This window comes from Amycolatopsis sp. NPDC049159 (genome assembly GCF_040648295.1).
In the GTDB taxonomy this organism is placed as follows: Bacteria; Actinomycetota; Actinomycetes; order Mycobacteriales; family Pseudonocardiaceae; genus Amycolatopsis; species Amycolatopsis pretoriensis_A.
Map to the genome: position 1 here is coordinate 502,586 of NZ_JBEZDL010000001.1, position 25,425 is coordinate 528,010.

Annotated in this window: 25 protein-coding genes; 18 read left to right on the top strand and 7 right to left on the bottom strand. The window is 72.2% G+C overall.

The features are described 5' to 3' along the window. The first annotated feature begins 48 nt into the window (after positions 1-48). The 14 genes from AB0B33_RS02410 (at position 49) to AB0B33_RS02475 (ending at position 14,020) form a co-directional block, all read left to right on the top strand. Positions 49-1,608, top strand: coding sequence for a DUF6801 domain-containing protein (locus tag AB0B33_RS02410; protein WP_360765802.1), 1,560 nt, complete (start codon positions 49-51; stop codon positions 1,606-1,608). A gap of 111 nt (positions 1,609-1,719) precedes the next feature. Beyond that, positions 1,720-2,457, top strand: a complete 738-nt coding sequence (locus AB0B33_RS02415) for a hypothetical protein (RefSeq protein WP_360765805.1) — start codon at positions 1,720-1,722, stop codon at positions 2,455-2,457. After that, complete coding sequence (locus tag AB0B33_RS02420) at positions 2,454-3,248, top strand: ABC transporter permease (RefSeq protein WP_247019412.1); 795 nt, start codon at positions 2,454-2,456, stop codon at positions 3,246-3,248. The genes AB0B33_RS02415 and AB0B33_RS02420 overlap by 4 nt, the downstream gene beginning before the upstream one ends. Positions 3,249-3,302: 54 nt before the next feature. After that, a complete protein-coding gene (locus AB0B33_RS02425) occupies positions 3,303-4,064 on the top strand; it encodes an ABC transporter permease (RefSeq protein WP_225958070.1) in 762 nt (253 codons plus the stop codon). After that, on the top strand, positions 4,061-5,266 hold the full coding sequence (locus AB0B33_RS02430; protein ID WP_360765807.1) for an MCE family protein: 1,206 nt from the start codon (positions 4,061-4,063) through the stop codon (positions 5,264-5,266). Before AB0B33_RS02425 ends, AB0B33_RS02430 begins: the two co-directional genes overlap by 4 nt. Further along, complete coding sequence (locus tag AB0B33_RS02435) at positions 5,263-6,279, top strand: MlaD family protein (protein ID WP_360765810.1); 1,017 nt, start codon at positions 5,263-5,265, stop codon at positions 6,277-6,279. Before AB0B33_RS02430 ends, AB0B33_RS02435 begins: the two co-directional genes overlap by 4 nt. Beyond that, positions 6,276-7,286 (top strand): MCE family protein, encoded by a 1,011-nt coding sequence (locus tag AB0B33_RS02440; RefSeq protein ID WP_360765812.1) that lies wholly within the window; start codon positions 6,276-6,278, stop codon positions 7,284-7,286. The genes AB0B33_RS02435 and AB0B33_RS02440 overlap by 4 nt, the downstream gene beginning before the upstream one ends. Next, on the top strand, positions 7,286-8,284 hold the full coding sequence (locus tag AB0B33_RS02445) for an MCE family protein (protein WP_360765814.1): 999 nt from the start codon (positions 7,286-7,288) through the stop codon (positions 8,282-8,284). The genes AB0B33_RS02440 and AB0B33_RS02445 overlap by 1 nt, the downstream gene beginning before the upstream one ends. Further along, positions 8,281-9,252, top strand: a complete 972-nt coding sequence (locus AB0B33_RS02450) for an MCE family protein (RefSeq protein ID WP_360765817.1) — start codon at positions 8,281-8,283, stop codon at positions 9,250-9,252. Before AB0B33_RS02445 ends, AB0B33_RS02450 begins: the two co-directional genes overlap by 4 nt. Beyond that, a complete protein-coding gene (locus AB0B33_RS02455) occupies positions 9,252-10,358 on the top strand; it encodes an MlaD family protein (RefSeq protein ID WP_247019420.1) in 1,107 nt (368 codons plus the stop codon). Before AB0B33_RS02450 ends, AB0B33_RS02455 begins: the two co-directional genes overlap by 1 nt. Further along, positions 10,355-10,861, top strand: coding sequence for a hypothetical protein (locus AB0B33_RS02460; protein WP_360765820.1), 507 nt, complete (start codon positions 10,355-10,357; stop codon positions 10,859-10,861). The genes AB0B33_RS02455 and AB0B33_RS02460 overlap by 4 nt, the downstream gene beginning before the upstream one ends. Next, positions 10,858-11,451 carry a hypothetical protein gene (locus AB0B33_RS02465; RefSeq protein WP_360765823.1) on the top strand — a complete coding sequence of 198 codons (594 nt, stop codon included), beginning with the start codon at positions 10,858-10,860 and terminating at the stop codon, positions 11,449-11,451. Before AB0B33_RS02460 ends, AB0B33_RS02465 begins: the two co-directional genes overlap by 4 nt. 17 nt (positions 11,452-11,468) lie before the next feature. Then, positions 11,469-12,812: an AMP-binding protein gene (locus AB0B33_RS02470; RefSeq protein ID WP_360765826.1), complete on the top strand. Its 1,344-nt coding sequence runs from the start codon at positions 11,469-11,471 to the stop codon at positions 12,810-12,812. Then, positions 12,809-14,020, top strand: a complete 1,212-nt coding sequence (locus tag AB0B33_RS02475; RefSeq protein ID WP_360765829.1) for a KR domain-containing protein — start codon at positions 12,809-12,811, stop codon at positions 14,018-14,020. The genes AB0B33_RS02470 and AB0B33_RS02475 overlap by 4 nt, the downstream gene beginning before the upstream one ends. On the opposite strand, the gene AB0B33_RS02480 is transcribed toward AB0B33_RS02475, so the two are convergent. Next, a complete protein-coding gene (locus tag AB0B33_RS02480; RefSeq protein WP_247019425.1) occupies positions 14,009-14,392 on the bottom strand; it encodes a MerR family transcriptional regulator in 384 nt (127 codons plus the stop codon). The genes AB0B33_RS02475 and AB0B33_RS02480 overlap by 12 nt on opposite strands. 28 nt (positions 14,393-14,420) lie before the next feature. On the opposite strand from AB0B33_RS02480, the gene AB0B33_RS02485 reads away from it, so the two are divergent. After that, a complete protein-coding gene (locus AB0B33_RS02485) occupies positions 14,421-15,104 on the top strand; it encodes a methyltransferase domain-containing protein (protein WP_360765833.1) in 684 nt (227 codons plus the stop codon). Positions 15,105-15,132: 28 nt separating this feature from the next. On the opposite strand, the gene AB0B33_RS02490 is transcribed toward AB0B33_RS02485, so the two are convergent. Then, entirely contained in the window at positions 15,133-15,708 is a 576-nt protein-coding gene (locus AB0B33_RS02490) for a TetR family transcriptional regulator (RefSeq protein WP_360765836.1), read from the bottom strand. Between the two features lie 118 nt (positions 15,709-15,826). On the opposite strand from AB0B33_RS02490, the gene AB0B33_RS02495 reads away from it, so the two are divergent. Then, complete coding sequence (locus AB0B33_RS02495) at positions 15,827-16,849, top strand: aldo/keto reductase (RefSeq protein ID WP_360765839.1); 1,023 nt, start codon at positions 15,827-15,829, stop codon at positions 16,847-16,849. Between the two features lie 97 nt (positions 16,850-16,946). On the opposite strand, the gene AB0B33_RS02500 is transcribed toward AB0B33_RS02495, so the two are convergent. The 4 genes from AB0B33_RS02500 to AB0B33_RS02515 form a co-directional block, all read right to left on the bottom strand. Further along, a complete protein-coding gene (locus AB0B33_RS02500) occupies positions 16,947-18,143 on the bottom strand; it encodes a helix-turn-helix domain-containing protein (RefSeq protein ID WP_360765842.1) in 1,197 nt (398 codons plus the stop codon). Between the two features lie 17 nt (positions 18,144-18,160). Next, a complete protein-coding gene (locus AB0B33_RS02505; protein ID WP_360765844.1) occupies positions 18,161-19,516 on the bottom strand; it encodes a helix-turn-helix domain-containing protein in 1,356 nt (451 codons plus the stop codon). Positions 19,517-19,753: 237 nt separating this feature from the next. Further along, a complete protein-coding gene (locus tag AB0B33_RS02510; protein ID WP_360765847.1) occupies positions 19,754-20,665 on the bottom strand; it encodes an alpha/beta hydrolase in 912 nt (303 codons plus the stop codon). 407 nt (positions 20,666-21,072) lie between these two features. Next, complete coding sequence (locus AB0B33_RS02515; RefSeq protein ID WP_247019434.1) at positions 21,073-22,272, bottom strand: PucR family transcriptional regulator; 1,200 nt, start codon at positions 22,270-22,272, stop codon at positions 21,073-21,075. Positions 22,273-22,464: 192 nt separating this feature from the next. On the opposite strand from AB0B33_RS02515, the gene AB0B33_RS02520 reads away from it, so the two are divergent. Next, a complete protein-coding gene (locus tag AB0B33_RS02520) occupies positions 22,465-23,661 on the top strand; it encodes a helix-turn-helix domain-containing protein (protein ID WP_360765850.1) in 1,197 nt (398 codons plus the stop codon). 605 nt (positions 23,662-24,266) lie between these two features. Beyond that, positions 24,267-24,971, top strand: a complete 705-nt coding sequence (locus AB0B33_RS02525) for a GNAT family N-acetyltransferase (RefSeq protein WP_360765853.1) — start codon at positions 24,267-24,269, stop codon at positions 24,969-24,971. On the opposite strand, the gene AB0B33_RS02530 is transcribed toward AB0B33_RS02525, so the two are convergent. Further along, positions 24,861-25,394 carry a GtrA family protein gene (locus AB0B33_RS02530; protein WP_247019437.1) on the bottom strand — a complete coding sequence of 178 codons (534 nt, stop codon included), beginning with the start codon at positions 25,392-25,394 and terminating at the stop codon, positions 24,861-24,863. The genes AB0B33_RS02525 and AB0B33_RS02530 overlap by 111 nt on opposite strands. Between the last annotated feature and the right edge of the window lie 31 nt (positions 25,395-25,425).

Genomic DNA, 25,425 nt, shown 5'->3' on the forward strand with positions numbered 1-25,425 from the left:
CGGAGGTAGTTTTCGCTGAAATTCCCCCATTCCCTGAGGTGACGACCCGTGAGATTTTCGTGGAAGTCGAGAAAGCCCGCGTACGGCTTGGCCGCCGCTACCGTCGCGGGGGTCGCGGCGACCGTCGTGCTCGTCGGGGCCGGGCCGACCGAGGCCGCGCCGGTGAGCTTGACGCTGAACTACAACTGCCCGTTCCCGCTGATCGGCGACCAGGTGCTGGCGGTGAAGATCGACACGAACCTGCCCGACAACGCCGTCGCGGGTGCCTCGTCGACGCCGATCACCTTCGACGTCGACGTCACCGTGCCGGAGACCGCCACCGAGGGCCTCGCCCTGGTCGGCGCCACCTCGCTCGACGGCTCGGCGAAGGCCGCGGCGCAGCTCAAGTACCCGGTCGACAAAACGCTGAACCTGAACCTGCCGCTGACCATCGCGTCGACGCCGGTGCCGCCCTCGGGCGCGTTCCACGTCAAGAGCAGCGGCAAGGCGCCGGCGGTGACGTTCCCCAGCCCCGGCACCGCGTCGGTGACGGTCGGGAACTTCAGCACCACGATGACCCCGCGCACGGCGGACGGCCAGCCGACCGACCTGGGCACGTTCACCTCGGACTGCGTCGCCGTCCCGGGCCAGAACCAGCAGCTGGGCACGTTCGAGATCAAGCCGGCGGGCGGCACCACGACGCCGACGACCCCGACCACGCCCACGACTCCCACCACGCCGACGACTCCCACGACGGAGCCGACGACCCCGACGACGGAGCCGACCACTCCGACCACGCCGACCACGGAGCCGACGACTCCCACGACGGAGCCCACAACTCCGACGACCGAGCCGACCACGCCGACCACGGAGCCGACCACTCCCACGACGGAGCCGACGACCCCGACGACGGAGCCGACGACTCCCACCACGGAGCCGACGACCCCGACGACGGAGCCCACGACTCCCACCACGGAGCCGACCACGCCGACGACCGAGCCGACGACCCCGACGACGGAGCCGACGACTCCCACCACGCCGACGACGGAACCGACCACGCCGACCACGGAACCGTCGACGCCCACCAGCGAGCCGACGACCCAGCCGACCACGCCGCCGGGTGGCGTCGAGGTCAAGTACTCGGTCAAGGGCAAGTCGGTCCTCAAGCAGCTGCACGCCACGCTGCCGCTCGGTCCGGGCAGCCTGGACGCGAAGCTCGACGCCGCGTCCGGCAAGTTCGGCGCCCAGCTCGCGCTGCCGAAGTCGGACGTGGACTTCCGCGTCCTCGGCTTCATCCCGGCGTCCGCGACGGTGAAGCTCGACCAGGTCGGTGCGATCAACGGCACGCTCACCGGCGGTGCGGTCAAGGCGAACGCGCGGATCGACGTCCAGCTGACCAAGGTGCGGGTCTTCGGGTTCCCGATCCTGCAGTCGAAGTCGTGCCACACGGTGAAGCCGGCCGACGTGCCGCTCGTCTCGGCGCCCGGGTTCGACCCGCTCAAGGGCGGCAAGCTGACCGCGACGTACGGCATCCCGCAGTTCACCGGGTGCGGGTTCCTGACCGGACTGATCAGCGGGCTCACCTCCGGCCCCGGCAACAAGCTGGAAGTGACCCTCACCAAGAAGTGAAGTAGTGGCGCGAAAACGCAGACCCGCGTGACAAGAACGTGAACAACCCTTGTCCCGCAACGAGAATCGTCAGTAGCTTCGGAAAGGATCGCCTTCGATGAGGAAGTCCGAATGTCTTCGCTGACCCGGTTCTCGCTGCCGCTCGTGCTGGCGCTGGCCGCGTTCTCGTTGGGTGCCGCGGAAGCCGCACCCAACGAGGACGCGACCCCGGCGCCGGCGCAAGCGGCCGCCGCGCCGATCCCCTTCGGGTTCACCCTCGGGGACGCGCAGCAGCCGACCACGAGCCACGTCGCCAAGCTCGGGTCGGACATCGCGTTCCCGCCCGGCACCTTCGACGGCGCGCTGGGCGGCCTCACCAGCACCGTGCCGATCACCGGCAAGTTGAACATCCCGCCCACCGACGGCTACTTCGTCGCGTTCCGGTTCATGGGCACCACCGGCCGGGTCGAGATCGTCCCGGACGGCGACGCCACCGGCACGGCCACCGTGCACACGGGCAAGGACAAGGACTGCAAGGCCACGCAGACGAACATCTGCGCCGACACCGACGTGACCGCGAAGGTGTTCATCAAGCTCTCGAACGTGAAGGTGGACGGCAAGGCGCTCGACGTCGGCCCGGACTGCCGGACGGCGCAGCCCGCGTCCGTGACCATCAAGGCCCTGGTGCCGATTTCGCTGCCGGCCCCGCCGGTGAAGGTGACTTCGACGTTCAGCACGCCCGCGTTCGCCGGGTGCACCGGGCACGAGGACCTGAGCCGGCTGCTCACCGGCCTGGTTTCGGGGCCGGGCAACACCTTCGTCTCGAACCTCACGTTGCGCTGCTTCAGCGCCGGGTGCAAGCAAGCATGACCACCCTGCTCAGCGAAGCTCCCCGGAAAGCGGCCAACGGCCTGCGCGAATTCGGGCGCATGTGCGCCATGGGCCTCGACATCGTCCTCGCGATGTTCCGCCGCCCGTACCAGGTCCGCGAATTCGTCGAGCAGTTCTGGTTCATCGCCAGCGTGTCCATCATGCCGGCGATCCTGGTGTCCATCCCGTTCGGCGCGGTCATCTCGCTGCAGCTCGGGTCGCTCACCAGCCAGATCGGCGCCCAGCAGTTCAACGGTGCCGCCAGCGTCCTGGCCGTCGTGCAGCAGGCGAGCCCGATCGTGACGACGCTGATCATCGCCGGCGCGGGCGGCAGCGCCATCTGCGCCGACCTCGGCGCGCGCAGCATCCGCGAAGAGATCGCCGCGATGGAGGTGCTCGGCGTCTCGCCGATCCACCGGCTGGTCGTGCCGCGGGTGCAGGCGGCCGTCGGTGTTTCCGTGCTGCTCAACGGCTTGGTCAGCGTCGTCGGCGTGCTGGGCGGCTACTTCTTCAACGTGATCATCCAAGGCGGCACGCCCGGCGCGTACCTGGCCAGCTTCAACGCCCTCGCGCAGCTGCCGGACCTCGTCGTCAGCTCCGTCAAGGCGGTGATCTTCGGCTACCTCGCCGGGGTGGTCGCGTCCTACCGCGGCCTGAACCCGAAGGGCGGCCCCAAGGGCGTCGGCGACGTCGTCAACCAGTCCGTCGTCATCACCTTCCTGCTGCTGTTCTTCGTCAACACCGTGCTGACCGCGCTGTACCTGCAGCTCGTCCCGGCGAAGGGAACCTGAGTGGCCATCCTCGGCAAACCCGGCGACCGGCTGTTCGAACTCGGCGACCAGCTGATGTTCTACGTCCGGGCGATCGCGGCCGTCCCGCTCGCGGTGACCCGCTACTTCCGCGAAGTGGTGCGGCTGCTGGCGGAAGTGACGTTCGGCAGCGGCGCGCTCGCGGTGATCGGCGGCACGATCGGCGTGATGGTCGGGCTGTGCGTGTTCACCGGCGTCACCGTGGGCCTGCAGGGGTTCAGCGCGCTGAACCAGATCAACATCTCGGCGATGACCGGGTTCCTGACGGCGTACTTCAACACGCGCGAGATCGCGCCGCTCGTCGCCGGGCTCGCGCTTTCGTCCACAGTGGGCAGTGGCTTCACCGCGCAGCTGGGCGCCATGCGGATCTCGGAGGAGATCGACGCGCTCGAGGTGATGGCCGTGCGGAGCATGCCGTACCTGGTCACCACCCGGATCGTCGCGGGGTTCATCGCGATCATCCCGCTGTACGTCATCGGGCTGCTGATCTCCTACCTCGGCTCGCGGCTGACGACCGTCGTCTTCTTCGGCCAGTCCGGCGGCACCTACGACCACTACTTCACGCTGTTCCTGCCGCCCGGTGACGTGCTGTGGTCGTTCGGCAAGGTGCTCGTCTTCAGCGTCGGCGTGATCCTGACCCACTGCTTCTACGGCTACCGCGCTTCCGGCGGGCCGGCCGGGGTGGGCGTCGCGGTCGGCCGGGCCGTGCGGACGTCGATCGTGCTGATCAGCGTGCTCGACCTGTTCCTGTCCCTGGCCATCTGGGGCGCGACGACGACGGTGAAGGTGTCCGGATGAGCCGTTTCGCCACGCAGCTCGCCGGGGTCGCGTTCCTCGGCGTGCTCGTGCTGCTCGGCTACCTCGCGGTCGCCATCTACGACAAGGACTTCGACGACGCCGAGCTGGTGACGCTGAAAGCGGATCGGGTCGGCAACCAGCTCGCGCCGACCGCCGAGGTCAAGGTCAAGGGCGTGCCGTTCGGCGAGGTCCGGGCGGTGCGCAGCACGCGCACCGGCGCCGAGATCGACCTGGCGCTCGACCCGGCGAAGATCGGCCAGCTGCCCGGCAACGTCTCCGCGCGGCTGCTGCCGAAAACCGTCTTCGGCGAGCGGTACGTCAACCTCGTGCTGCCCGGCCGTCCACAGGGGAAGCTCGCCGCGGGGGACGTCATCGCGCAGGACCGCTCGTCGAGCGCGATCGAGCTCGAACGCGTTCTCGGCGACCTGCTGCCGCTGCTGCGCGCGGTCCAGCCGCAGAAGCTGAACAGCTCCCTCGGCGCGATCTCGCAGGCCCTCGACAACCGGGGTCAGCCGATCGGCGACAGCATCGTGAAGCTGCAGGACCTGCTGGCCCAGCTGAACCCGCTGATGCCGCAGTTCAAGGCGGACATCACCGGCCTGGCGAACGCGGCGGACGTCTACACCACCGCCGCGCCGGACATCCTGCAGGCGCTCACCGACCTGTCGACCACCGCGAAGACCATTGTGGACACCCGAGCTGACCTCGACAACCTCTACACGAGCGTCACCAGCGCCACCGGGCACCTGAACGACTTCCTGCGGAAGAACAAGGACAACATCATCGGTGTCTCCGCCGCGAGCCGCCCGTCGCTGGAGCTGCTTTCCCAGTACTCGCCCGAGTTCCCGTGCCTGTTCGACGCGGTGAACCGGCTCAAGCCGCTGATGGAGAAGGCGCTCGGCAAGGGCACGAACGAGCCGGGTCTGCACGTCACGCTCACCGTGCAGGACCCGCGCGACAAGTACGTACCCGGCCGGGACACCCCGCGCTTCGACGCCACCGGCGGCCCGAAGTGCTACGGCGGCGGGGCGGCGGCCTCGGGTGCCGCCTTCGCGACCGACGGTGACCTCGGGCCGGCCAACTCCCCGGGGGAGCGGCAGCTCGTCGCCGAGCTCCTGAAGCCGGCGCTGGGCGCCGTGCCGGACTGGAGCAGCGTCCTGATCGGACCGGCGCTGCGCGGAACGGAGGTGACCGTCCGATGAGGAGCATCGCGGGGCCCGCGATCAAGGGCCTGATCTTCTTCTTCGTCACCGCGGTCGCGACCGGCGTGCTGGCCATCACGATCGCCAACGCCGGCGTCGGGTCGACGATCGGGTACACCGCCCGGTTCACCGACGCGACGTCGGTCAACCCCGGCGACGAGGTCCGCATGGCCGGCGTCCGGATCGGCCAGGTCGACGCGGTGCGGGTCGTCGAGCACCGCCTCGCCGACGTCGACTTCTCCGTCGACCTCACGCACCGCCTGACCGCGTCGGCCGCGGTCACCATCCGCTACCGCAACCTGGTCGGGCAGCGGTACCTCTCGGTCGACCCCGGTGCCACCGACACCTCGCCGACGCTGGCCGAGGGCGCCGAGATCCCGCTGGACCGGACCACGCCGGCCCTCGACCTCACCGCGTTGTTCAACGGCTTCAAGCCGCTCTTCCAGGCGCTCTCGCCCAACGACGTCAATCAGCTGTCGTTCGAGATCATCCAGGTGCTGCAGGGCGAGGGGAGCACGATCGAAAGCCTGTTGCGGCACACGGCGTCGCTGACGTCCACATTGGCCGGGAAAGACGCCGTCATCGGGCAGGTGATCGGCAACCTCAACACCGTCCTCGACACCGTGAACGCCCAGGGCGACCAGTTCGACGCGCTCGTCGACACCACCGCGCAGCTGGTCACCGGCCTCGCCGCGGACGCGAAGCCGATCGGGCAGGCGATCGGCGGGCTCGGCGAGCTGACCACCGCCACCGCCGGGCTGCTGGAGCAGGGGCGGCAGCCGCTCAAGGACAGCATCACCGCGCTCGGGGACCTGTCGAAGAACCTGGCCGACAACACCCCGGTGTTCCAGCAGTTCGTCGACAACCTGCCGAAGAAGCTCGACCGGATCGGCACGCTGTTCTCCTACGGCTCGTGGGCGAACTTCTACCTCTGCTCGGTGGAGACCGACGCGAAACCGGCGCCCGGCGGCCCGCCGCCCGGCATCCCCGTCACGGCCGGGAGGTGCCGGTGAAACCGCCCCGCGTCAAGCCGTTCCGCTCGCGGAACCCGATCGCCGTCGGTGCGGTGACCGCGCTGGTGATGGCCCTGTTCGGCAGCGCCACCTTCTTCTCCGACGACCTGCCGCTCGTCGGCGGCGGCACCACGTACCGGGCGGATTTCCACGAGGCCGCCGGGCTGAAGCCGAACGACGAGGTCCGGGTGGCCGGGGTGAAGGTCGGCGAGGTCACCGACGTGCGGCTGGCCGGCGACCACGTCGAGGTGCTGTTCCGGGTCAAGGACACCTGGGTCGGGAACCGGACGACGGCGGCGATCAAGATCAAGACGCTGCTGGGCCAGAAGAACCTCGTGCTCGACCCGGTCGGCAACGGCGAGCTGGACCCGGCACAGCCCATCCCGCCCGAGCGCACGAGCTCGCCCTACGACGTCACCACGGTCTTCAACGACCTGGCCGGCACGGTCGGCGCGATCGACACCGACCAGCTCGCGCAGGCGTTCCGCACGCTGTCCGACACGCTCGGCGCGTCGGCTCCGCAGGACGTGCGGACCGCGTTCGACGGCATCGCCGCCTTGTCGCAAACGCTTGCCTCGCGCGACGATGAGCTGGTCAAGCTGTTCCAGAACACCAACCAGGTGTCTAAGACGCTCGGCGAGCGCACCGGTCAGATCCAGGCGCTGATCCGCGACGGCAACACGCTGCTGACCGAGCTGAACGCGCGCAAGGACGCGATCGCGCAGCTGTTCAGCGGCATCAAGAACCTCTCGATCCAGCTGCGCGGGCTGGTCGCGGACAACCAGAAGACGCTCGGCCCGGCGCTCGACCAGCTCGACCGCGTCGCAGGAGTGCTGCAGCAGAACCAAGGGAAGCTCGAGGACAGCCTGCGCCTGGCCGGGCCGTTCTACCGGCTGCTCGGCAACGCCGTCGGCAACGGCCGGTGGATCGACACCTACATCTGCGGCCTGATCCCCACCGGCAGCACGCCGGGAAGCTGCCTGCCGCCGAAGAACGGGGGACGCTGATGGCGCACCAGCTGATCGACCTGGGAGCGCAGGCACGACGGCGGACGCGACTGCGCGCGCTCACCGTCGGTGTCCTCCTCGCCCTCGTCGTCTCGGCGGCGTGGCCGATCGCGACCGCACCCCGGGAGCGGACGCTGACCGCGTACTTCACCGCCGCCGTGGGCATCTACCCCAACTCCGACGTGCGCGTCCTCGGTGTCGCCATCGGGTCGGTGTCCAAAGTGGAGCCGAACGGCACCGACGTCAAGGTGACCATGACGCTCAAGCCGGACGCCCAGCTGCCCGCGGACGCGGGAGCCGTCGTGATCACGCCGAGCCTGGTCGCCGACCGGTACGTGCAGATCACGCCCGTCTACCGCGGCGGGCCGCAGCTGCCCGACGGCGCTTCGATCCCGCGGGAGCGCACCGCGACCCCGGTCGAGGTCGACGACCTGCTGCACAGCCTCAACCAGCTGATGTCCGCGCTCGGCCCGCAGGGGGCCAACAAGGACGGCGCCGTCAGCGAGGTGCTGACCAAGTCGGCCGAGTACCTCAGCGGCAACGGGCAGACCATCGGCACGGCGATCAAGAACCTCGGCGAATTCGCCCGCGCCGCGAGCGATTCGAAGGACGACCTGTTCGGCTCGGTGGACAACATCAGCAAGTTCACCGCGATGCTCGCCGCCAACGACGGTCAGGTGAAGCAGGCGATCTCGCAGATCGCTTCGCTGAGCAAGGTGCTGGCCGACCAGCGCGACCAGTTCTCCGGCGCGCTGACCGAGCTGACCCAGGCGCTGAGCGTCGTGCAGGGGTTCATCAAGGACAACCGCGGCAAGGTCCAGACCGATGTGGACAAACTCGCCGACGTCACGAAGATCCTCGTCAACCAGAAGGATTCCCTCGCCGAAGCGCTGCAGGCGGCGCCGAACGCGCTGACGAACCTCCTGGGCGCCTACGACAAGGCGAACGGGACCCTCGACGGCCGCGGCAACCTCCTCGAGTTCCCGGAGGGGAAATGAAGTCCCTGGTCAAGCTCGCCGCCGTGGTGACGCTCGCGCTGGTCACCACCGGCTGCGGGCGCGGCGTCAGCGTCTACGACATCCCGCTGCCCGGCGGCGCCGCGCTCGGCGACCACCCGATCCACGTCACCGCGAGCTTCACCAACGTGCTCGACCTGGTGCCGCAGTCCGGCGTCAAGGTCAACGACGTCCCGGTCGGGCAGGTCGTGAAGGTGGAGCTGGCGCCGGACGGGCGCAGCGCGATCGTGGACCTGCTCCTCAACGGCGACGTCGACCTGCCGGGCAACGCCGTCGCGCGGCTGCGGCAGGCCAGCATCCTCGGCGAGAAGTTCGTCGAGCTGGCCGCGCCGCCCGACGCGACGCCGTCGGGCCGGCTCCTCGACGGGTCGACCATCCCGCTGGAGGGGTCCACGCTGACGCCGGAGATCGAGGAGGTCTTCGGGGCGTTGTCGCTGCTGCTCAACGGCGGTGGTGTGGCTCAGGTCCAGAACATCAGCCACCAGCTCAACGAAGCCCTCGGCGGCCGCGAGACCGCGGCCCGCAGCCTGCTGTCCTCTTTGGACGAATTCGTGCGCGGCCTCGACGAGCACCGCACCGAGATCACGCGGGCGATCGAGAGCGTCAACAAGCTCGCGCAGACGTTGAACGCGCACACCGACCAGATCACCACCACGCTGAACGGCCTCACCCCCGGCATCGGCGTGCTCAACCAGCAGCGCGAGGCGCTGGTCGGGATGCTCAAGTCCCTCGACGGCCTGACCTCGGTCGCCGTCGACACGGTCAACCGCAGCAAGGACGACCTGGTCGCCGACCTCAAGGCCCTCGAACCGCTGCTGCGGCGGCTGGCCGATTCCGGCGACAAGCTGCCGAAGGCGATGGAGATGATCTTCACCTTCCCGTTCCCGGACGCGGCGCTCGACACCATCCGCGGCGACTACCTCAACGGCTTCCTCAAGGTGGGTCACTGATGCTGACCCGGTTCGTGCGCCTGCAGGTGACGATCTTCGTGGTCATCGCCGTGCTCGGCGTGGCCTACGTCGGAGCCACCTACGCCGGTCTGGACAAGGTGTTCTTCGACCGCGGCTACACCGTGAAAGCGCAGTTCCCGACCGGCGGCGGCATCTTCGCAGGCGCCGAGGTCACCTACCGCGGGGTCCCGATCGGCCGGGTCGGCGAGCTGCGCCTGACCCCGGCCGGGATGGAAGCCGACCTGGAGATCGACTCGGGCACCGCGCCGGTCCCGGCCGACACCGAGGCCGTCGTCGCGGACCGCTCGGCGGTCGGCGAGCAGTACGTCGACCTGCGGCCACGCAGTGCCGGCGGGCCGAAGCTGGGGGACGGGTCGGTGATCACACAGGCCGACACGAAGATCCCGCTGCCGGTCGACGTCGTCTTGTCGACAGTGGACACGTTCGCCAATTCGGTGCCCAAGCCCGCGCTGCGCACGGTCGTCGACGAGCTGTACAACGCGACCACCGACGCCGGTCCGGCGCTGGACCAGCTGGTCGGGCGCGGCATCGAGTTCGTGCAGGCGGCGAGCGCGCACGTGGCGCCGCTGACCCGGTTCGTCACCGACGCGCACGTCGTGCTCGACACCCAGGTGCAGCAGGCCGGCGCGATCCGCGAGTTCGGTGCCAACGCGAAGCTGCTGGCCTCGACGTTGAAGCAGGCCGACGGCGACCTGCGCACGCTCATCCCGGCGGTGCCGGCCGCGGCGAACGAGGTCGGCGCCCTGATCCGCGACTCCGGGCCGCAGCTGGGCGTGCTGCTGGCGAACCTGCTGACCACCGCGGACGTCCTGGAGAACCGGCGGGACGGGCTGCGGCAGCTGCTGATCACCGCACCGCAGGCGGTCGCGGCGGGCAGCGCGGTGATCCGGCCGGACGGCGCCCACTTCGGGCTGTCGCTGACCTTCTTCGACCCGCCGCCGTGCACGACCGGGTACACGACGCCGTACCGCGACGGCCTGGACACCTCGACCCGCCCGCTGAACACGGCCGCGCGCTGCGCGCTGCCGAGGGGCAATCCGACGAACGTGCGGGGTTCGCAGAACGCACCGGGAGGACGGCCGTGAAGATCCTGACGTGGCTGGCCCCGGCGGCCGCGGTCGTGGCGACCGCGGCGGCCGGGTGGTCCGGGTTCACCTGGTGGCAGGCGGCGCACGACGACGGCGTCGCGCGCGCGGTCGTCCGGGAAGACGCCTTGCAGGCGGGCCGGACGGCCGTCGCCGGACTGACCACTTTGGACTACCACCGGGCGGCGCCGGGTTACCAGCGCTGGCTGGACCTCTCCGGCGGCGCCCTGCACGACGAGCTGGCGGCCGACCGGCAGGGCAGCCTCGACCGGATCGCCCAGGCGAAGACGGTCACCACCGGCAAGGTCACCGACGCCGCGGTGACCGAAGTGGACACCGGTGCGGGGACGGCGAAGCTGATCGCGTCGGTCGAACTGGTCGTCGCACCGGACGGCGGTGAAGCCGTGACCAAGCGCAACCGGTTCCAGGCCGACCTGGCGCGCGGGCCGGACGGCTGGCACGTCACCGGGCTCGGCCAGGTCCCGGCCGGGGAGGCACCGTGACCGTTCCGACGAAGAAGCGAGCCGTCAAGGTGGCCGGGCGCCACCACGACCCGGAACCGGAACCGGGCACCGAACCGGACCCGCCCGCCGCCCCGCACCGCCGTTCGTGGCTGGTGTTCGCGGTGGTCGCCGTGCTGATGGCCGGGGTCGCCGGCTGGTGCGCGATCGAGGCGCGGCAGACGAACGCTGTCGTCGCGCACAACAGCGCGCTCGCCGACGTTTCGGGCACCGCGGACGCGGCGAAGCAGATCAGCGCCGCGCTCGGCACGGTCTTCTCCTACCGCTTCGACGACCCGGCCAAGAGCGAGCAGGCGGCGAAGGACGTCCTCACCGGTCCCGCGCTGGCCCAGTACGACCAGCTCTTCGGCCAGGTGCGCAAGCTCGCCGCGGACCAGAAGCTGGTGGTCACCTCGACCGCCGTCGCGGCCGGCGTGAAGCTGCTGGACGGCGACCGCGCGGCGCTGCTGGTGTTCCTCGACCAGACCGGGACGCGGGGCGACGGGCAGCGCAGCACCGGGGCCGCGCAGCTGAGCGTCACGGCCGAGCGCGCCGGCGGGAAGTGGCGCGTCACCGGGATGTCCGCCGCCTGAGAATGCACGAGGGACCGATGCTCACGAGTTCTGAACGGGCCGCCGGGGCCACGACGCTTTCGACGCTGCTGACCGCCCGCGCGGCGGCAGCGGGCAGCGAGAGAGCGCTTACCTTCCTCGGGCCCGAGGGGACGACGGTGACCTGGGCCGAGCTGGACGGCCGGGTCACGGCCGTCGCCGCGGCCCTGCGCCAGGTCACCGAACCCGGGCAGCGCGTGGCGATCCTCGTCGCGCACCCGGTCGAGCAGGTCGTCGCGTTCCTCGGCGTGCTCCGCGCCGGGCTGGTCGCGATCCCCGCCGGCCCGGACCGCGCCCGCGTCTTCGCGGACGCGGAACCGGCGATCGTGCTGGCGACTTCGGCGACGGTCGCGGCGACCCGGCGCTTCCTGTCCACCTTGGACACGTGTGGCCACCGCGTGCTCGCCGTGGACGCCGTGCCCGCGGCACCGGGCTTCACCGAGGACCCGGTGCCCGCCGAAGACGTGGCCTACCTGCAGTACCCGGGCGGGGTGATGGTCACGCACGCGAACGTCGTCGCCAACGCCCGGCAGGCGGCGCCGGTGCTGGGGCCGGGGACGCTGGTGAGCCGGTTGCCGCTCAGCGATCCCCTGGGCCTGCTGCTCGGCGTGGCCGTGCCGCTCACCACCGGCCGGCCCGCGGTGCTCGTCGAGCGGCTGGAACCGCTCGAGGCGCTCGGGCCCGTGACGACGTTGGCGAGCACCACCGACCCCGAGCTGGACCGGCTGCGCGAGGCGGTCGGGCAGCTGCGGGTCTGCTACCGCGTGCCCGAAGCGACCGCGCTGGTCGCGTGCGGGCACCCGGCGGGCCAGCGCGTCGCGATCGTCGACCCCGGCGGACGGCGGCTGCCCGCGGGCGAGGCCGGCGAGATCTGGGTGAGCGGGCCGAACGTCGCCCGCGGCTACTGGAACCGGCCCGAAGAATCGTCCCGTGTCTTCTGCGCCATCCTCGCCGGGGACGACGAGCCCCGGTGGTGGCTGCGGACCGGTGACCTCGGCGTGCTCGACGAGGCGGGCGAACTGTCCATCCTGGACGAAGACTTCGCCGCCGGGCACCACCCGCGCGACCTCGAAGCGACCGCCGGGGAAGCCCATCCGGCGATCCGGGACGCGGCCGCGTTCGCCGTCCCCGGTGCGCAAGTCGTGCTGGTCGTCGAGCTGGCCTCGGGAATCGTCCCGCCGCGCGGCGTGGTCGAGCGGGCCGTGCGCGGTGCGTTGGCGGAGCGGCACGGGCTCACGCCGCGCCGGGTCGTCGTGCTGAGCGCGGGCGCGCTGCCGGGGAACCGGGTCGAGTGCCGGGAAAGCTACCTGGCCGGTCTGTCCACACCGGACGGCCTCCGGTGACCGGGCCGGTGGAGGACGAACGCGCGTTGTCGCCGGGCGTCCCGTTCGCCACCCGGGCGTTCGAGGTGACCTGGCCCGAAGCGCCGTTGCCGCCGGCGCCGCCGCTGCCGCCGGGGTCGTGGCTGCTGCTCACCGACGAGCACCCGGCCGCGCTGGCCCGGGCCGTCGCGCTCGCGCTGTCGCTGGCCGAGACCGGGGACGAGGCCCTTTCCCTGCCCCAGGACGACTTCGGCGAGCTGCCCGGGTTCCTGGCCGGCCGCCGGGTGCGCGGCGTCGTGTTCCTCACCGGGGCCCCGCACGCCTACCACGACCCCGAGGACGCGCGCGAACTCCTGCAGGCGGTCTCGTCGGTGGTCGCGCGGCTCGACCGCGGCGTCCGCTTCCACCTGGTGACGCAGGCGCGGGGCGAGCCGGGGCTGGTGTTCCTGCGCGGGCTGATCCGGGTGCTCGCCTGCGAACGCCCGGACCTGCGGGCCAGCATCGCCGACTTCGACGTCCGGTCCACTGTGGACGCGATCGCACGGGAACTGCGCGCGGACGCGCCGGAAGACGAAGTGCGCTGGCGCCACGACGTCCGGTACGCGGCGCGGCTGACGCGGGTCCCGGTCGCGCCCGAAGTGCCGGCCGGGCCGGGGGCGTACGTGGTGACCGGCGGGTTCGGCGCGCTCGGACTGGCCACCGCGCGGTGGCTGGCGGACCACGGAGCCACCCGGATCGTCCTTTCCGGACGGCGCGGCGGGGTGGCCGACCTCCCCGGCGTCGACGTCGTGGTCGTCGCCGGTGACCTCGCCGACTCCGGCGTCGCGGACCGCTTGATCGCCGAAGCGACGGCGGGTGGCGTGGCGTTGCGGGGGATCGTGCACGCGGCCGGGGTGTTCGCCGAGGACGCCGAGACCGTGTGGCGGGCCAGGGTGCTCGGTGCGCGCCGGCTGCACGAGGCGATCGCGGAAATCCCGCCGGTCTGGTGGCTGCTGTGCTCGCCGGCGACGGCGCTGTTCGGTTCGCCGGGCCGGGTCGGGGACGCGACGGCGGACGCGTGGCTGGACGCGTTCGCGGCCTGGCGGCGCTCCCGCGGGCTGCCCGCGGCGATCACCCGGGTCGGCACCGGGCAGCTCTCGCCGGCGGTCTGGCGGCCGTACTTTTCTTCCGTGCTCGAGGAATTCGTGCACCGGACCGACCTGTTCGGGGAGGACGCGTCAGGCGTCTGACGGCAGCCGTCCGGCCAGCAGGCCGCGGAAGTGCGGGCAGGTCATGATGTCGTCGTGCGGGCAGGGGCCACCGCCGAGCAGGTCGAGCGCGGCCTGCGTCCGGGCGAGCCGGGCTTCCAGCCGCCGCCGGTGCCCGGCCAGCAGTTCCTCGCGCGCCGACGCGGTCGGGGCGGCCAGCACCGCCCGGATGTCGGCGAGCCCGAGGCCCGCCTCCTTCGAGACCAGGATCGCCGCGACCCGGTGCTGGTCGGCATCGCTGTAGCGACGGCGGTTCCCGGCGCGTGCGGGGGCCAGCAGCCCTTCGGCCTCCCAGTGACGCAGCACGTGGGACGGCACCCCGAACCGGGCCGCCACCTCGCCTATTGACTTCATGCCGACATCAAGTCCCAAGATGGCGGCCATGTCCACGTTGCTCGCTCTCCTGGATTCCTTCGACGACCGGCCCGCCGCCCGCGACCTGCGCGAACTCACCTACCGCGGCCTGACGGGCACGGTGGTCGACGTCGGCTGCGGCGGCGGCCGCGCGGTCGGCGAGCTGGCCGCCCGCGGCGTCCGCGCCATCGGCGTCGACCTGAACGCCGCCATGGTCGAGGCCGCCGCCGAGCGCTGGCCGGCGGGCGAATTCCACGTCGCCGACGCGACCGCGTTGCCCCTCGGCGACGGCGCGGTCACCGGCTACCGCGCCGACAAGGTGCTGCACGCGCTCCCCGATCCCGGGGCGGCGGTCACCGAGGCCTGCCGGGTGCTCGCGCCGGGCGGGCGCGCGGTGCTCACCGGGCAGGACTGGGACGCCATCCTGATCGACTCCGACGACCCCGGCCGCACCCGCGCGCTCGTCCACGCCCGGGCGGACCGGCTGCCGCACCCGAGGGTGGCGCGGCGCTACCGGAACTTGTTGCTGGACAACGGGTTCACCGGCGTGACGGTGGAGGTGCGCACGGCGGTCTGGACCGACGCCGCGTGCCTGCCGATGCTCGCCGACCTCGCGGGCGAAGGCGACTGGCTCGACGAGCAGACGGCGAGAGCCCGCGACGACCGCCTGTTCGTGGCGCTCCCGTTCGTGGTGGCGGCCGGCGTCCGCTGAGCCGGCCGGGCGATGCGCGGTGGAGGGCTCACGCTTCGGCGGCGCCGTAGCGGAGGCCGTCGACGAGGACGGCGACCATGCGCCTGCCGTGCCCCGGCTCGCGCCCGGGTGCGGGCTGGCACAACAACGCGATCGCGTGCAGGAGGTCCTCGGCGCCGAGGTCGCCGCGGATCGCACCGTCGGCGGCCGCCGCGTCGAGCAGAGCCGTGAGCGTGGGCCCCAGCCGCTCCATGAAGTAGCCGGGCAGCCCCTCGAACGCCGGATCGCCCGAGTGCAGAGCCGAGGCGAGCCCGCGCTTGGTCCCGAGGAGCTCGACGAACCGGTCGATCCAGAGCGAAAGCGCCCGCTCCGGCGGGTGGGCGGCGCTCAGCTGGGGGCCGGCGTCGGCGACGGCGTCGATCCCGGTCCGCACGACGGCCTTGACCAGGTCCGAGCGCTGCGGGAAGTGCCGGTACAGCGTGCCGACGCCGACTCCGGCGAGGTCGGTGATCTCCTTGGCCGGCGCGTCCACGCCGGAGGTGGCGAAGACCGTCCGCGCCGCCTCGATCAAGGCCTCGACGTTGCGCTGGGCGTCGGCACGCCGGCGTCGGGTCTCCTGGGTCACTTCGCCCCTCTCGGTTGCATAACCGGAAAGCTTTTCCGTATAGTTCCGGAATAGCTTTCCACTTACGGCCAGCGTACGGCATCCGCGCCGGCCGGCACCCCGACGGGAAGAGACCCCCATGCACTACCGCACCCTCGGCCGGACCGGGATCAAGGTCAGCCCGTACGCGCTCGGCGCGATGATGTTCGCGACGTCCTTCGGCAACCCCGACCCGGACGACTCCGCCCGCATGATCCACAAGGCACTGGACGCGGGCCTCAACTTCATCGACACCGCCGACGCCTACGGCGACTCCGAAGAGGTCGTCGGCAAAGCGTTGCGGGGCCGCCGCGACGACGTCGTGCTCGCCACCAAGTTCGGCCGCCAGGTCGGCGACGACCCGCACCACCAAGGCGCCTCCCGGCGCTGGATCGTCACCGCCGTCGAGAACTCGTTGCGGCGCCTGCAGGTCGACCACATCGACCTCTACCAGCTGCACCGCACCGATCCCGCGACGGACGTCGAGGAAACGCTTTCCGCGCTGACCGACCTGCTCCGCGCCGGCAAGGTCCGCGCGATCGGCACGTCCCAGAGCCTCGCGTCCGACATCGTCGAGGCCCAGTGGGTCGCCGAACGGCGCGGCCTGGCGCGGTTCCGCGCCGAGCAGGCGGCCTACTCCCTCCTCAACCGCGGCGTCGAACGCGAAGTGCTGCCGCTGGCCCAGCGCTTCGGCATGGGCACGCTGATCTGGGGCCCGCTCGGCCAGGGACTGCTCACCGGGCGCGTCCGCAAGGGCGAGCGGAACGACCTGCGCCGGGCCCACCTGCTCAAGCACCTCAGCGACGAACGCCGGCTCGACGTCGTCGAGCAGCTCGTTCCGCTGGCCGCCGAAGCGGGCCTGCCGATGACCCACCTCGCGATGGCCTTCGTCATCGCCCACCCCGGCGTCACCAGCGCGCTGCTCGGCCCGCGGACCATGCCCCAGCTCGACGACCTGCTGGCCGGCGTCGACGTCCGGCTCACCGACGACGTCCTCGACCGCATCGACGAGATCGTGCCGCCCGGCACGAACGTGGGCGCGCTCGACCAGAACTACCAGCCGCCGGCCGTGCACGACCCGGGCCTGCGCCGCCGTCCGCTCGCCGAACGCGCCGCGGCCTGAGCCGGGGACGGGCCAGGATGCGTGGGGCGGTACGGATGCGACGACGCCCTCGACGGTGTGTCCGCGCGGGCGGCGGTCGGCCGGGCCGGTTACCCGGCTACGTCAAGGTCGCGCGTAGAGCCAGGATCATCTCGAAGCGGTCGTCCGGGTTGCGGAGGTGGTCCGCGAACAGGGTTTCCAGCTCCTGCGCCCGGGCCCGGACCGTCTGCGGGTGGATCGCCAGCCGGTCGGCCACCTCCCGGACGTTGCCGCACGTCTCCAGCCACGCGAGCAGCGTGCCCGCCAAGCGGTTGTACTGCTTCGGCGTCAACGCCGTCAGCGGGGCGAGCCGGCGGCGGCAGACCTCCGTGGCGAGGAACGGTTCCTTGCGCAGCCACAGCGTCGCGAGGTGGTCTTCGCACCAGGTCAGCGGCTCGTCCGGGAGAGCGTCCGCGGCCACCAGGCGCAAGGCCTCCTGCGCCGTCGCCAGTGACCGGCCCGCCTGGCGGGGCGGCACCGGCGGCCCGACCGCCGCGCGGTGCCCGGCCAGCGCGGCCGTCAGCGCGTCGCGGTCTTCGGGGGCGGCCAGCAGCAGCCGCGGTGTCCCGTCTTCGAAGTCCTCCAGCGCGTCCAGGCCGCTGACGTCGGCGGCCTCGTCGAGCGCCACCGCGACCAGCCGGTGCGGCAGCGGCCACTCCGCCGCCGTCGAGGCTTCCTGGACCGTCCGGGACGGCGACGGCGGGTCCGCCAGCAGCAGGTCCAGCAGACGGCGACGGCGCCGTTCCAGTGCTCCCGCGGCACGGGCCTGCGCCGCCGCGTGGCCTTCGATCGACAACGCCGACAGCTCGTCGATGTAGGCGAAGATCGCCTCGGCCAGCAGGCACAGCGTCGCCGACGGCACGCCGGCGCGCGTGCCGACCTCCGCCATCCGGCGCCAGGTCACCCGCGCGCCGACCCGGTAGGCCGCCTGCAGGACGTCGAGGTTGCGACCCTGCGCGAGCTCGTGCACGCCGAGCCCGACGAACAGCTTCCGCCGGTCGTCGGGCACCGGGCCGGACGCGGCGATCCGGTCGATGAACTGCAGGATCGCCGCCTGCACGCCGGCCCGCAGCGCCTTGCCGAACGCGCCGTCGAGCGGCCGCGCGTAATCCGGAATGGTCCGCTGGATCTCGCGCAGCACCTCGTCGGCGACGTCCAGCAGCCGCGGCCGGAACACGGCGGCCAGCTCCCGGGGGAGCAGGGCCCACAGCTGGCCCGGCCGCCCGTCGCCGCCGAGCATCGGCCCGTACGTCGTTTCGACGGGGGGTCCCGTCATCGCCCACCTCATCGTGGTCAGGAACCGAGGAGCGCCTCCGCGCGCAGGGCGATCTCCATGTCGAGCCGGTCGTCGGCGTTGTTCAGCCGGTCGCCGAACAGGTCGATCAGCTGGTGCATGCGGTACCGCACGGTCTGCGGGTGCACCTTGAGCCGTTTCGCGATCTCGGGCGCGCTGCCGCGGGACTGCAGCCAGATCAGCAGCGTTTCGCCGAGGCGCGCCCGCTGCTTCGGGGTGAGGTCCTTGAACGGCTCCAGGCTGCGCGAACACAGCTCGCGGACCAGGAACTCGTCGGCGAGCAGCCACAGCGTGGACAGGTGATCGGTGCAGCGCGTCACCGGTGCGTCCGGCAGCACGCCGCGCTGGACGAGCTTCAACGTCCGGCGCGCCCAGAGCAGCGACCGCGGTGCGTCGGTGAGCCGCACGGTCGGGCCGACCACCGCGCGCCAGCCGCGCAGCCGCTCGGACAGGTTGGTCAGGTGCTTGGCCGGGTCGCCGGTGACCAGGCACGGTTCGCTGCCCTCGAGGTCGACGAGGACGTCGGAGTGCAGGTCCGGCGCGGTGAGGCTGTGCTGGTCGGCGCGGGGTTCCAGGGCGACGACCGTGACCTCGGCCGGCAGCGGCCACTGCGCGGTGGCGGCCTGCGCGGAGATGGTCTGCGGTGCGGACGGCGGATCGGCGAGCAGCAGGTCGAGCAGCCGTCTCCGGCGGCGCGCCCGGGTGCCGGCGGCCCGCGTCTGGGCCGCCGTGTAGCCCTCGATCGACAGCGCGGAGATCTCGTCGACGTAGGCGAAGATGGCCTCGGCGCTGGTGCACAGCGTGTCCGCGGCGAGGCCGGCGGCCTGCCCGAACTCCGAGATGTGCCGCCACGCGACCCGCCCGCCGACCCGGTACGCGGTCTGCAGGCAGTCGAGGCTGCGGCCTTCGTTGAACTCGATCTTGCCGAGGTTGCGGAACACGGTCGTCCACGTCTCGAGCGGGACGGCACCGGGGGTGCCGACACTGTCGAGGCACTGGATGATCGACTGCCGCACACCCTGGGTGATGATGTGCCCGAACGCGCCTTCGAGGGGCTGGCGGTACTCGGGCACCGCCCGCTGGACCTCCTGCAGGATGGCGCGGGCGAGCGGGTCGACCCGCGGCTTGAACCGCACGGCCAGTTCGCGGGGCAGCGAAGCCCACAGCCCGATGGCGCCGGAAACGCGCCCGTGCTGGGGGTCCGCCGGGGTTCGAGGGGCGGGTGGGTAGGCGTGCCGGGGCCGGTCGGCCGACACGGACTGCTGCCGGTGAGCCGGTCCGGAAGAGCGCTCGCCGGGATGAGGCCGGTTGACCCGCAGTGCGGGGCCGGCGAACCCGGTGTCCACGTCGGTCATGTTTTTATCCTTGCTGGCAACAAAATCAGCCTCTTCGTCGTCGAAGCCGATCCAGATTTTGTGGCTCAGGCAACATAATTTCGCGCGAACGGCACTGTCAACGGGTTCTCCGCTGACTTCGGGGTAACCCGTCCGGACTACACCCGAACGGGTGGAACGGCGCGAGGGGAGGTGACACTTCCGCCGCGGGCCGATGGTGCGCGGGTGACAACTTTTCCGGCGGCCTTTTCGGACGGCTCAGCCGGCCAGGAGGCGGGCGACGACGTCGTCGAGCGTCAGCCGCGCGGGCGTGGTCCCCGAGACGAACTCGTTCAGCAGCAGGCAGAACCCGTCCGGGTCGGCCACGTGCGGAAAGTGTTTCACGTTTTCCAGCACCGTCAAGCGGCTGTCCGGCAGCAATGTCGCCGTCCGGCGCCCGTGCGCGGCCGGGATCAGCGGGTCGCGCGCGCCCCAGACGAGCAGCATCGGCACGGACTCGGCCAGGTAGAGCTTCTCCACGGCGCTCGCGCGCTGGCCGCGCAGGTCGATCAGGCTGCGCGCGATGGCGAGGAACGCGCGCCGCCGCCCGGGGTCGGCCAGCGAGCCGAAGTGCCCGGCCAGTTCCCGTGTTTCAGATTTCAACGATCCCCCGAGCCGGCGGCCGACCCCGGCCACGGCCCGCGCGAGGGCGAGCGTCCACCGGTTGACCGTCAGCGCCAGGAAGACCGGCGCCCCCGGCAGCGCGGTCGCCCGCAGCACGGGGCTGACTTCCGGGCCGAGGCCGGCGCTGCCGACCAGCACGAGCCGGTCGCACATTTCCGGGAACTGGTAGGCGAACTGCATCGCGATGCCCCCGCCGAGCGAGTGGCCGACGACGGTCGCGTGCCGCACGCCGGACACCGCGAGCACGTCCCGCACGATGCTCGCCATCGCGCCGAGGCCGTAGTCCGTGCGCGGTGCGTCGGAATCCCCGTGCCCGGGCAGGTCCGGGGCGAGGACGCGGCGGCCGAGCCCGGCGCACCGCTGCAGCACCGGCGCCCAGGTTCCGGCGCTGCCCGCGATCCCGTGCAGCAGCACGATCGCTTCGTCGCCGTCGTCCGTCGCGGGCAGGTGCTCGTGCACCCGGACGCGCCGGCCGTGCAAGGTGAGGTCGTGGGTTCGGAGTGTCATCGGCGCCCTTTCTCGCGGAGCCGAAAATAGGGCATCCGACCACTTCCGCCGATGTGGTGAAGACCACCCCGGCGAAATCCGCACCGAGCATGACAAGAAATTTTGCGGAAAGACGCGCACGCGTGCGGGTTTCCGGGAAGCACGGGGAAAGTGTATCGACATTCCGGTGGTATCCGGGTAATTCTCGAAGGCATGGTCGCAATGACGCACCGGACGCGCTGATGTCCTGCCGCGCGAGTATTCATTTCGCCCCGCCCCTGCCGCGCCGCCGCCCGGGGCACCGTCCCTGGCGCCGGGTGCTGCCGATGCCGGTGCGCACGCTGGACCGCGTGCTGAGCGGGCCGTCACACGCACGGGGAGCTGCGCAGGGGAGCCGCTGAGCACCTGCGCGGGCGAGGCTCGAGGCGTCAGCTCTCCGGGGGCCGGTGCGCGCGCATCAGCCGTTGCGCGCGCAAGGCCAGCTGCATGCCCAGGCGGTCGTCCGCGTCCTTCAACCGGTCGCCGAACAGCTCCTCCAGCTGGCGCAAGCGGTTGCGGACCGTCTGCGGGTGCACCCCCAGGCGCTGGGCGATCTCCGGCGCGCCACCGCGGGTCTCCAGCCAGGCCAGCAGGGTCTCGCCCAGCCGGTCACGCTGCTTCTCGGTCAGCGAAGCGAACGGGTCGAGGCTTTGGCGGGCCAGCTCCGCGGCCAGGAAGTCCTCGGCCAGCAGCCAGAGCGTGGCCAGGTGGTCGCGGCACCAGATGATCGGGCCCGGGGTGTCCGGGCCGGACAGCGACAGCGCCCGGCGGGCCGTGCGCAGGGCGGCCGGGGCGTCGGCCAGCGGGACCGTCGGGGAGACCGCCGCGCGCCAGCCGTCGAGCTTGGCCTCCAGCGGGGTCAGTTCCGCGTCGGGGTTGCGGGTCAGCAGGTGCGGCTCGGGGCCGTCGAGATCGGCCAGGACGCCGTCGCCGAGCAGGTCGGCGGGGAAGTCGGCCGCGTCCGGGCCGCGCTCGAGGGCGACCATCGCCGCCGTCTCCGGCAGGGGCCAGCCCGCGCCGCCGGCCAGCTCCGCAATGCTGCTCGCGGCGCCTTCCGGGGCCTGGACGATCAGCTCCAGCAGGCGCCGCCGCCGGACCGGGACGGCGCCCTCGGCCTTCGCCTGCGCCTCCTGGTAGCCCTCGATCGCGGTGGCGCACAGCTCGTCGACGTAGGCGAAGATGGCCTCCGCCGCGACCGAGATCACGGCCGGGTCGACGCCCGCCGCGACGACGCCGGGGTGCATCGCCCGCCAGGCCACCCTGGCCCCGAGCGTGGCGCTGTCCTGCAGCGCGTCGAGGTTGCGGCCTTCGGTGAACTCGATCCGGCCGCGGCCGCGGTAGAACTCGATCCAGTGGTCGTGGGACAGGGCCGGCTCGCCCATCGAGTCGACGCAGTGCTGCACCGCGTACTCGACGCTCTTGACCAGCACCTTCCCGAAGACGCCCTTGAGCGGCTGGCCGTAGGCCGGGACCGTGCGCTGGACCTCCTGGATCATCGCGGCCGCGGCGTGCCCGACGTGCGGGCGCAGGCCCGCGCCGAGCGCGCGTGGCAGCGAAGCCAGCAGGCGGAAGCTGCGGTACTCGACCACCAATCCCCCTTCGAGTCCGGTGTCGGCTGAGCGTATCCGACCGGTGCGTGACTGAATAATCAACGACTGGTTCCCTGAAAGGGTGACGCGCACCCGTCCTTTTGACACGGACGGGTGGGCGTTCTACGCTCCGTGTCAGGTGGCGGGGGTTATTTCTGAGGCGCCAATTCCCAGTGGAGGACTGAATTCCCCATGCGCGTTCCCGCTGCCTCGGACGGCTCCGTGTGGGCCCGCCTGCCGCACGAACTCGGCGACGTCGTGCGCCCGCGGATCCCGGAGATCGCCCGGGCCTGCGTGGATGCCATCGCCGCCGAGGTTCCGGAATATTCCGGGAGTTTCGCCCCCGGCCCGGCGCGCGTCGCCGCGATCGAGCAGACGCGGCGCGGGATCGAGCGCGACATCGACCGCGTCGGCACGCCCGCGATGTGGCAGGCCGACCGGCTCGCCGAGTTCCGCGGGCACGGGCGCGCGGCGTTCCACAATGGCCTGAGCCGCGAGGCCGTGCAGGCGGCCGTGCGCGTGTCGAGCCGCGTGACGTGGCGGTGGATCGCCGACACCGCACGGGAAGCGGGCTTGTCCGGCGATGTCCTGTACGGCGCGGCCGAGGGCATGTTCGCCGACGTCGAGACGTCGATGGCGGCGGTCGCGGAGGGCTACAGCGCGGCCGAAGCGGCGGTGTCCGGCACCGGCGAACGCCACCGCCGCGTGCTGCGCGCCCTCCTGGGCGGCCGCACACCGGCCGAAGTGGACGGTCTGGTCGCCGCGTCCGGGCTGCCGGTGCCGTCGCGCGTGGCGGCGGTGGCGTTCCGGGCGCTGCCGGGCGCCCCGGAGTTCCCGCCGGGCCTGCTGCCCGAGCACGTCCCGGCCGACCCGTCGGGCGACCCGCCGGCCGCGCTGACCTCGGCCCCGGACACGGACCTGGCCGGGCTGTCGGCCCTCCCGGCGGGCTGGACGGCGGCGGTGGGCCCGCTGGTGCCGGTGGCCTCGGCCCCGGAGTCGTTCCGGGTGGCCCGCCGCGCGGTCGACCTGGCGGCGCGCGGCCTGCTGGACGCGCCGGGCCCGGTGGTCTGGTGCCGCGACCACGTGACGACGCTGCTCCTGCTGGCGGACGAGTTCCTGGTGGCGCAGCTCGCGGAGACGACGCTGGAGCCGCTGTCGAGCCTGTCCGGACGCCGCCGCGAGCAGCTGGCGGAGACGTTGCTGGCGCTGGTCCAGACCCGGGGGAGCGCCCCGGAGCTGGGCCGCCTGCTCGACCTGCACCCGCAGACGATCCGGGCCCGCTTGAAGAAGCTGTCGGAGCTGTTCGGAGCGCGCTTGGACGACCCGGGCGAGCGTCTGCGGCTGGAGCTGGCCCTGCTGGCGGAGCGGGCGTTGCCGGGTCGCGATTGACGCGGTGCTTGCCGCGCCGGGTGGCTTGGTCTGGGGCGCGGGATTGGTGCTGGGTCGGATCCGGGGGAGCGCCTGCGGCTGGAGTCGGCGCTGGTGGCGGAGCGGGCTCTCCTTGACCGCGACTGACCTGATGCCATGAACGACTCTTTCCTGCCGTCAGGCGAGGTGAACGACTCGTTCATGACGTCGCCGCCCCGAGTGGTCTGGCGCGGGGCGCGGGGCTGGGTCGGATCCGGGGGAGTGCCTGCGGCAGGAGCTGGCGCTGCTGGCGGAGCGGGCGTTGCCGGACCGCGACTGGCGAGACGTCATGAACGACTCTTTCCTGTGGTCAGGCGTGGTGAACGACTCGTTCATGACGTCCCCGCCGCGAGTGGCCTGGCGCGGGGCTGGGCTGGGCTGGGCCCGGGGGAGCGCCTGCGGCTGGAGTCGGCCCGCTGGCGGAGCGGGCGTTGCCGGGCCGCGACTGGCGAGACGTCATGAACGACTCTTTCCTGCCGTCAGGCGAGGTGAACGACTCGTTCATGACGTCGCCGCCGCGAGTGGCCTGGTCCGGGCCGCGGGGATTGGCCCTGGGGAAGGGACCACGCCGGTCCTAAGCTCCCGGCATGACCGGATCGCGCACCGAGCGGCTGCGGCAGGCCGGCGGCAACGCCGTCGCGATGTGGACCGCGCTGGCCCGGGCTCGCGGGGACGGTGTCCTCGAACGCCCCGGCTTCGCCGCGATCGACGGCCGCCGGTTCCGGATCATGCTGCGCACCGGTGAGCCGGACGGGGACACCACCCGGGAGATCGCCGAACTCGCCCGGGTCAAGCGGGCCGAGGGCCGGGCCGTCGTGGTCGAGGATCCCTTCCGCGTGCTCGAGCTCCACGACCTCGGGATGACCGCGGGGCAGCTGCCGGTCATGGTCCGCGAACCCGCGCCCGTGCCGGACGAAGGGAGCGTCACCCGCGTCCGGACCGCCGCGGAGCTGGCCGTGGCCGAAGCCGTCGTCGTCGACGGCTTTCCGCTGGAGGAGTACCAGCCACTCGAACCCGGCACGGTCTTCCCCCGCGCGCTCCTGGACCAGGCCGTCTTCCTCAAGGGCGGCGAAGGCGCCTGCGTCACCATGGACCACGGCGGCGTCGGCGGCGTCTACTGGGTCACCACGCTGCCGGAACACCGCTCGAAGGGCGTCGGGCGGGCGCTCGTGCACGCCGTCCTACGGCACTTCGAGGACCGTCCCGTCACGCTGACCGCGGCCCGGGCCGGGAAGTCGCTCCACGACAAGCTCGGGTTCACCGAACTGGGGGACGCCAACTGGTGGCGCTGACCGCGGGAACACCCACCGCCGGTAGCCGTACCAGCGGAACGCCGTCCCGCACAGCGTGCCCAGCACCATCCCCGCGACGAAGTCCGCGATCTCCTGCGCCAGGAAGCCCACGTGCGGCTCCTCCAGCCGCAGCACGTACCGCGACACCAGCGGCGGCACCAGGTTCACGGCCACCGCACCCGCGTTGACCACGAAGAACAGCGTTGCCTCGCGCAGCCGCTGGTGACCGCCGCGGCCGGCGAACGACCAGCGGCGCGACAGCAGGTACGCGAACGCCGTCGAGGCGATCGTGGCGAGCGCGAGCGCCGTCACCGGCTTCTCCCGGAACACGGTGAGCTTCAGGCTGTAGTCGCCCAGTAGGGTGACCCCGTACGCGGCCAAGCCGACGACGGCGAAGCGGAGCAGCTCTCGCGGCTCGGGCATGGTTCCTCCAGGTGACGCCGACAGGGTGGAG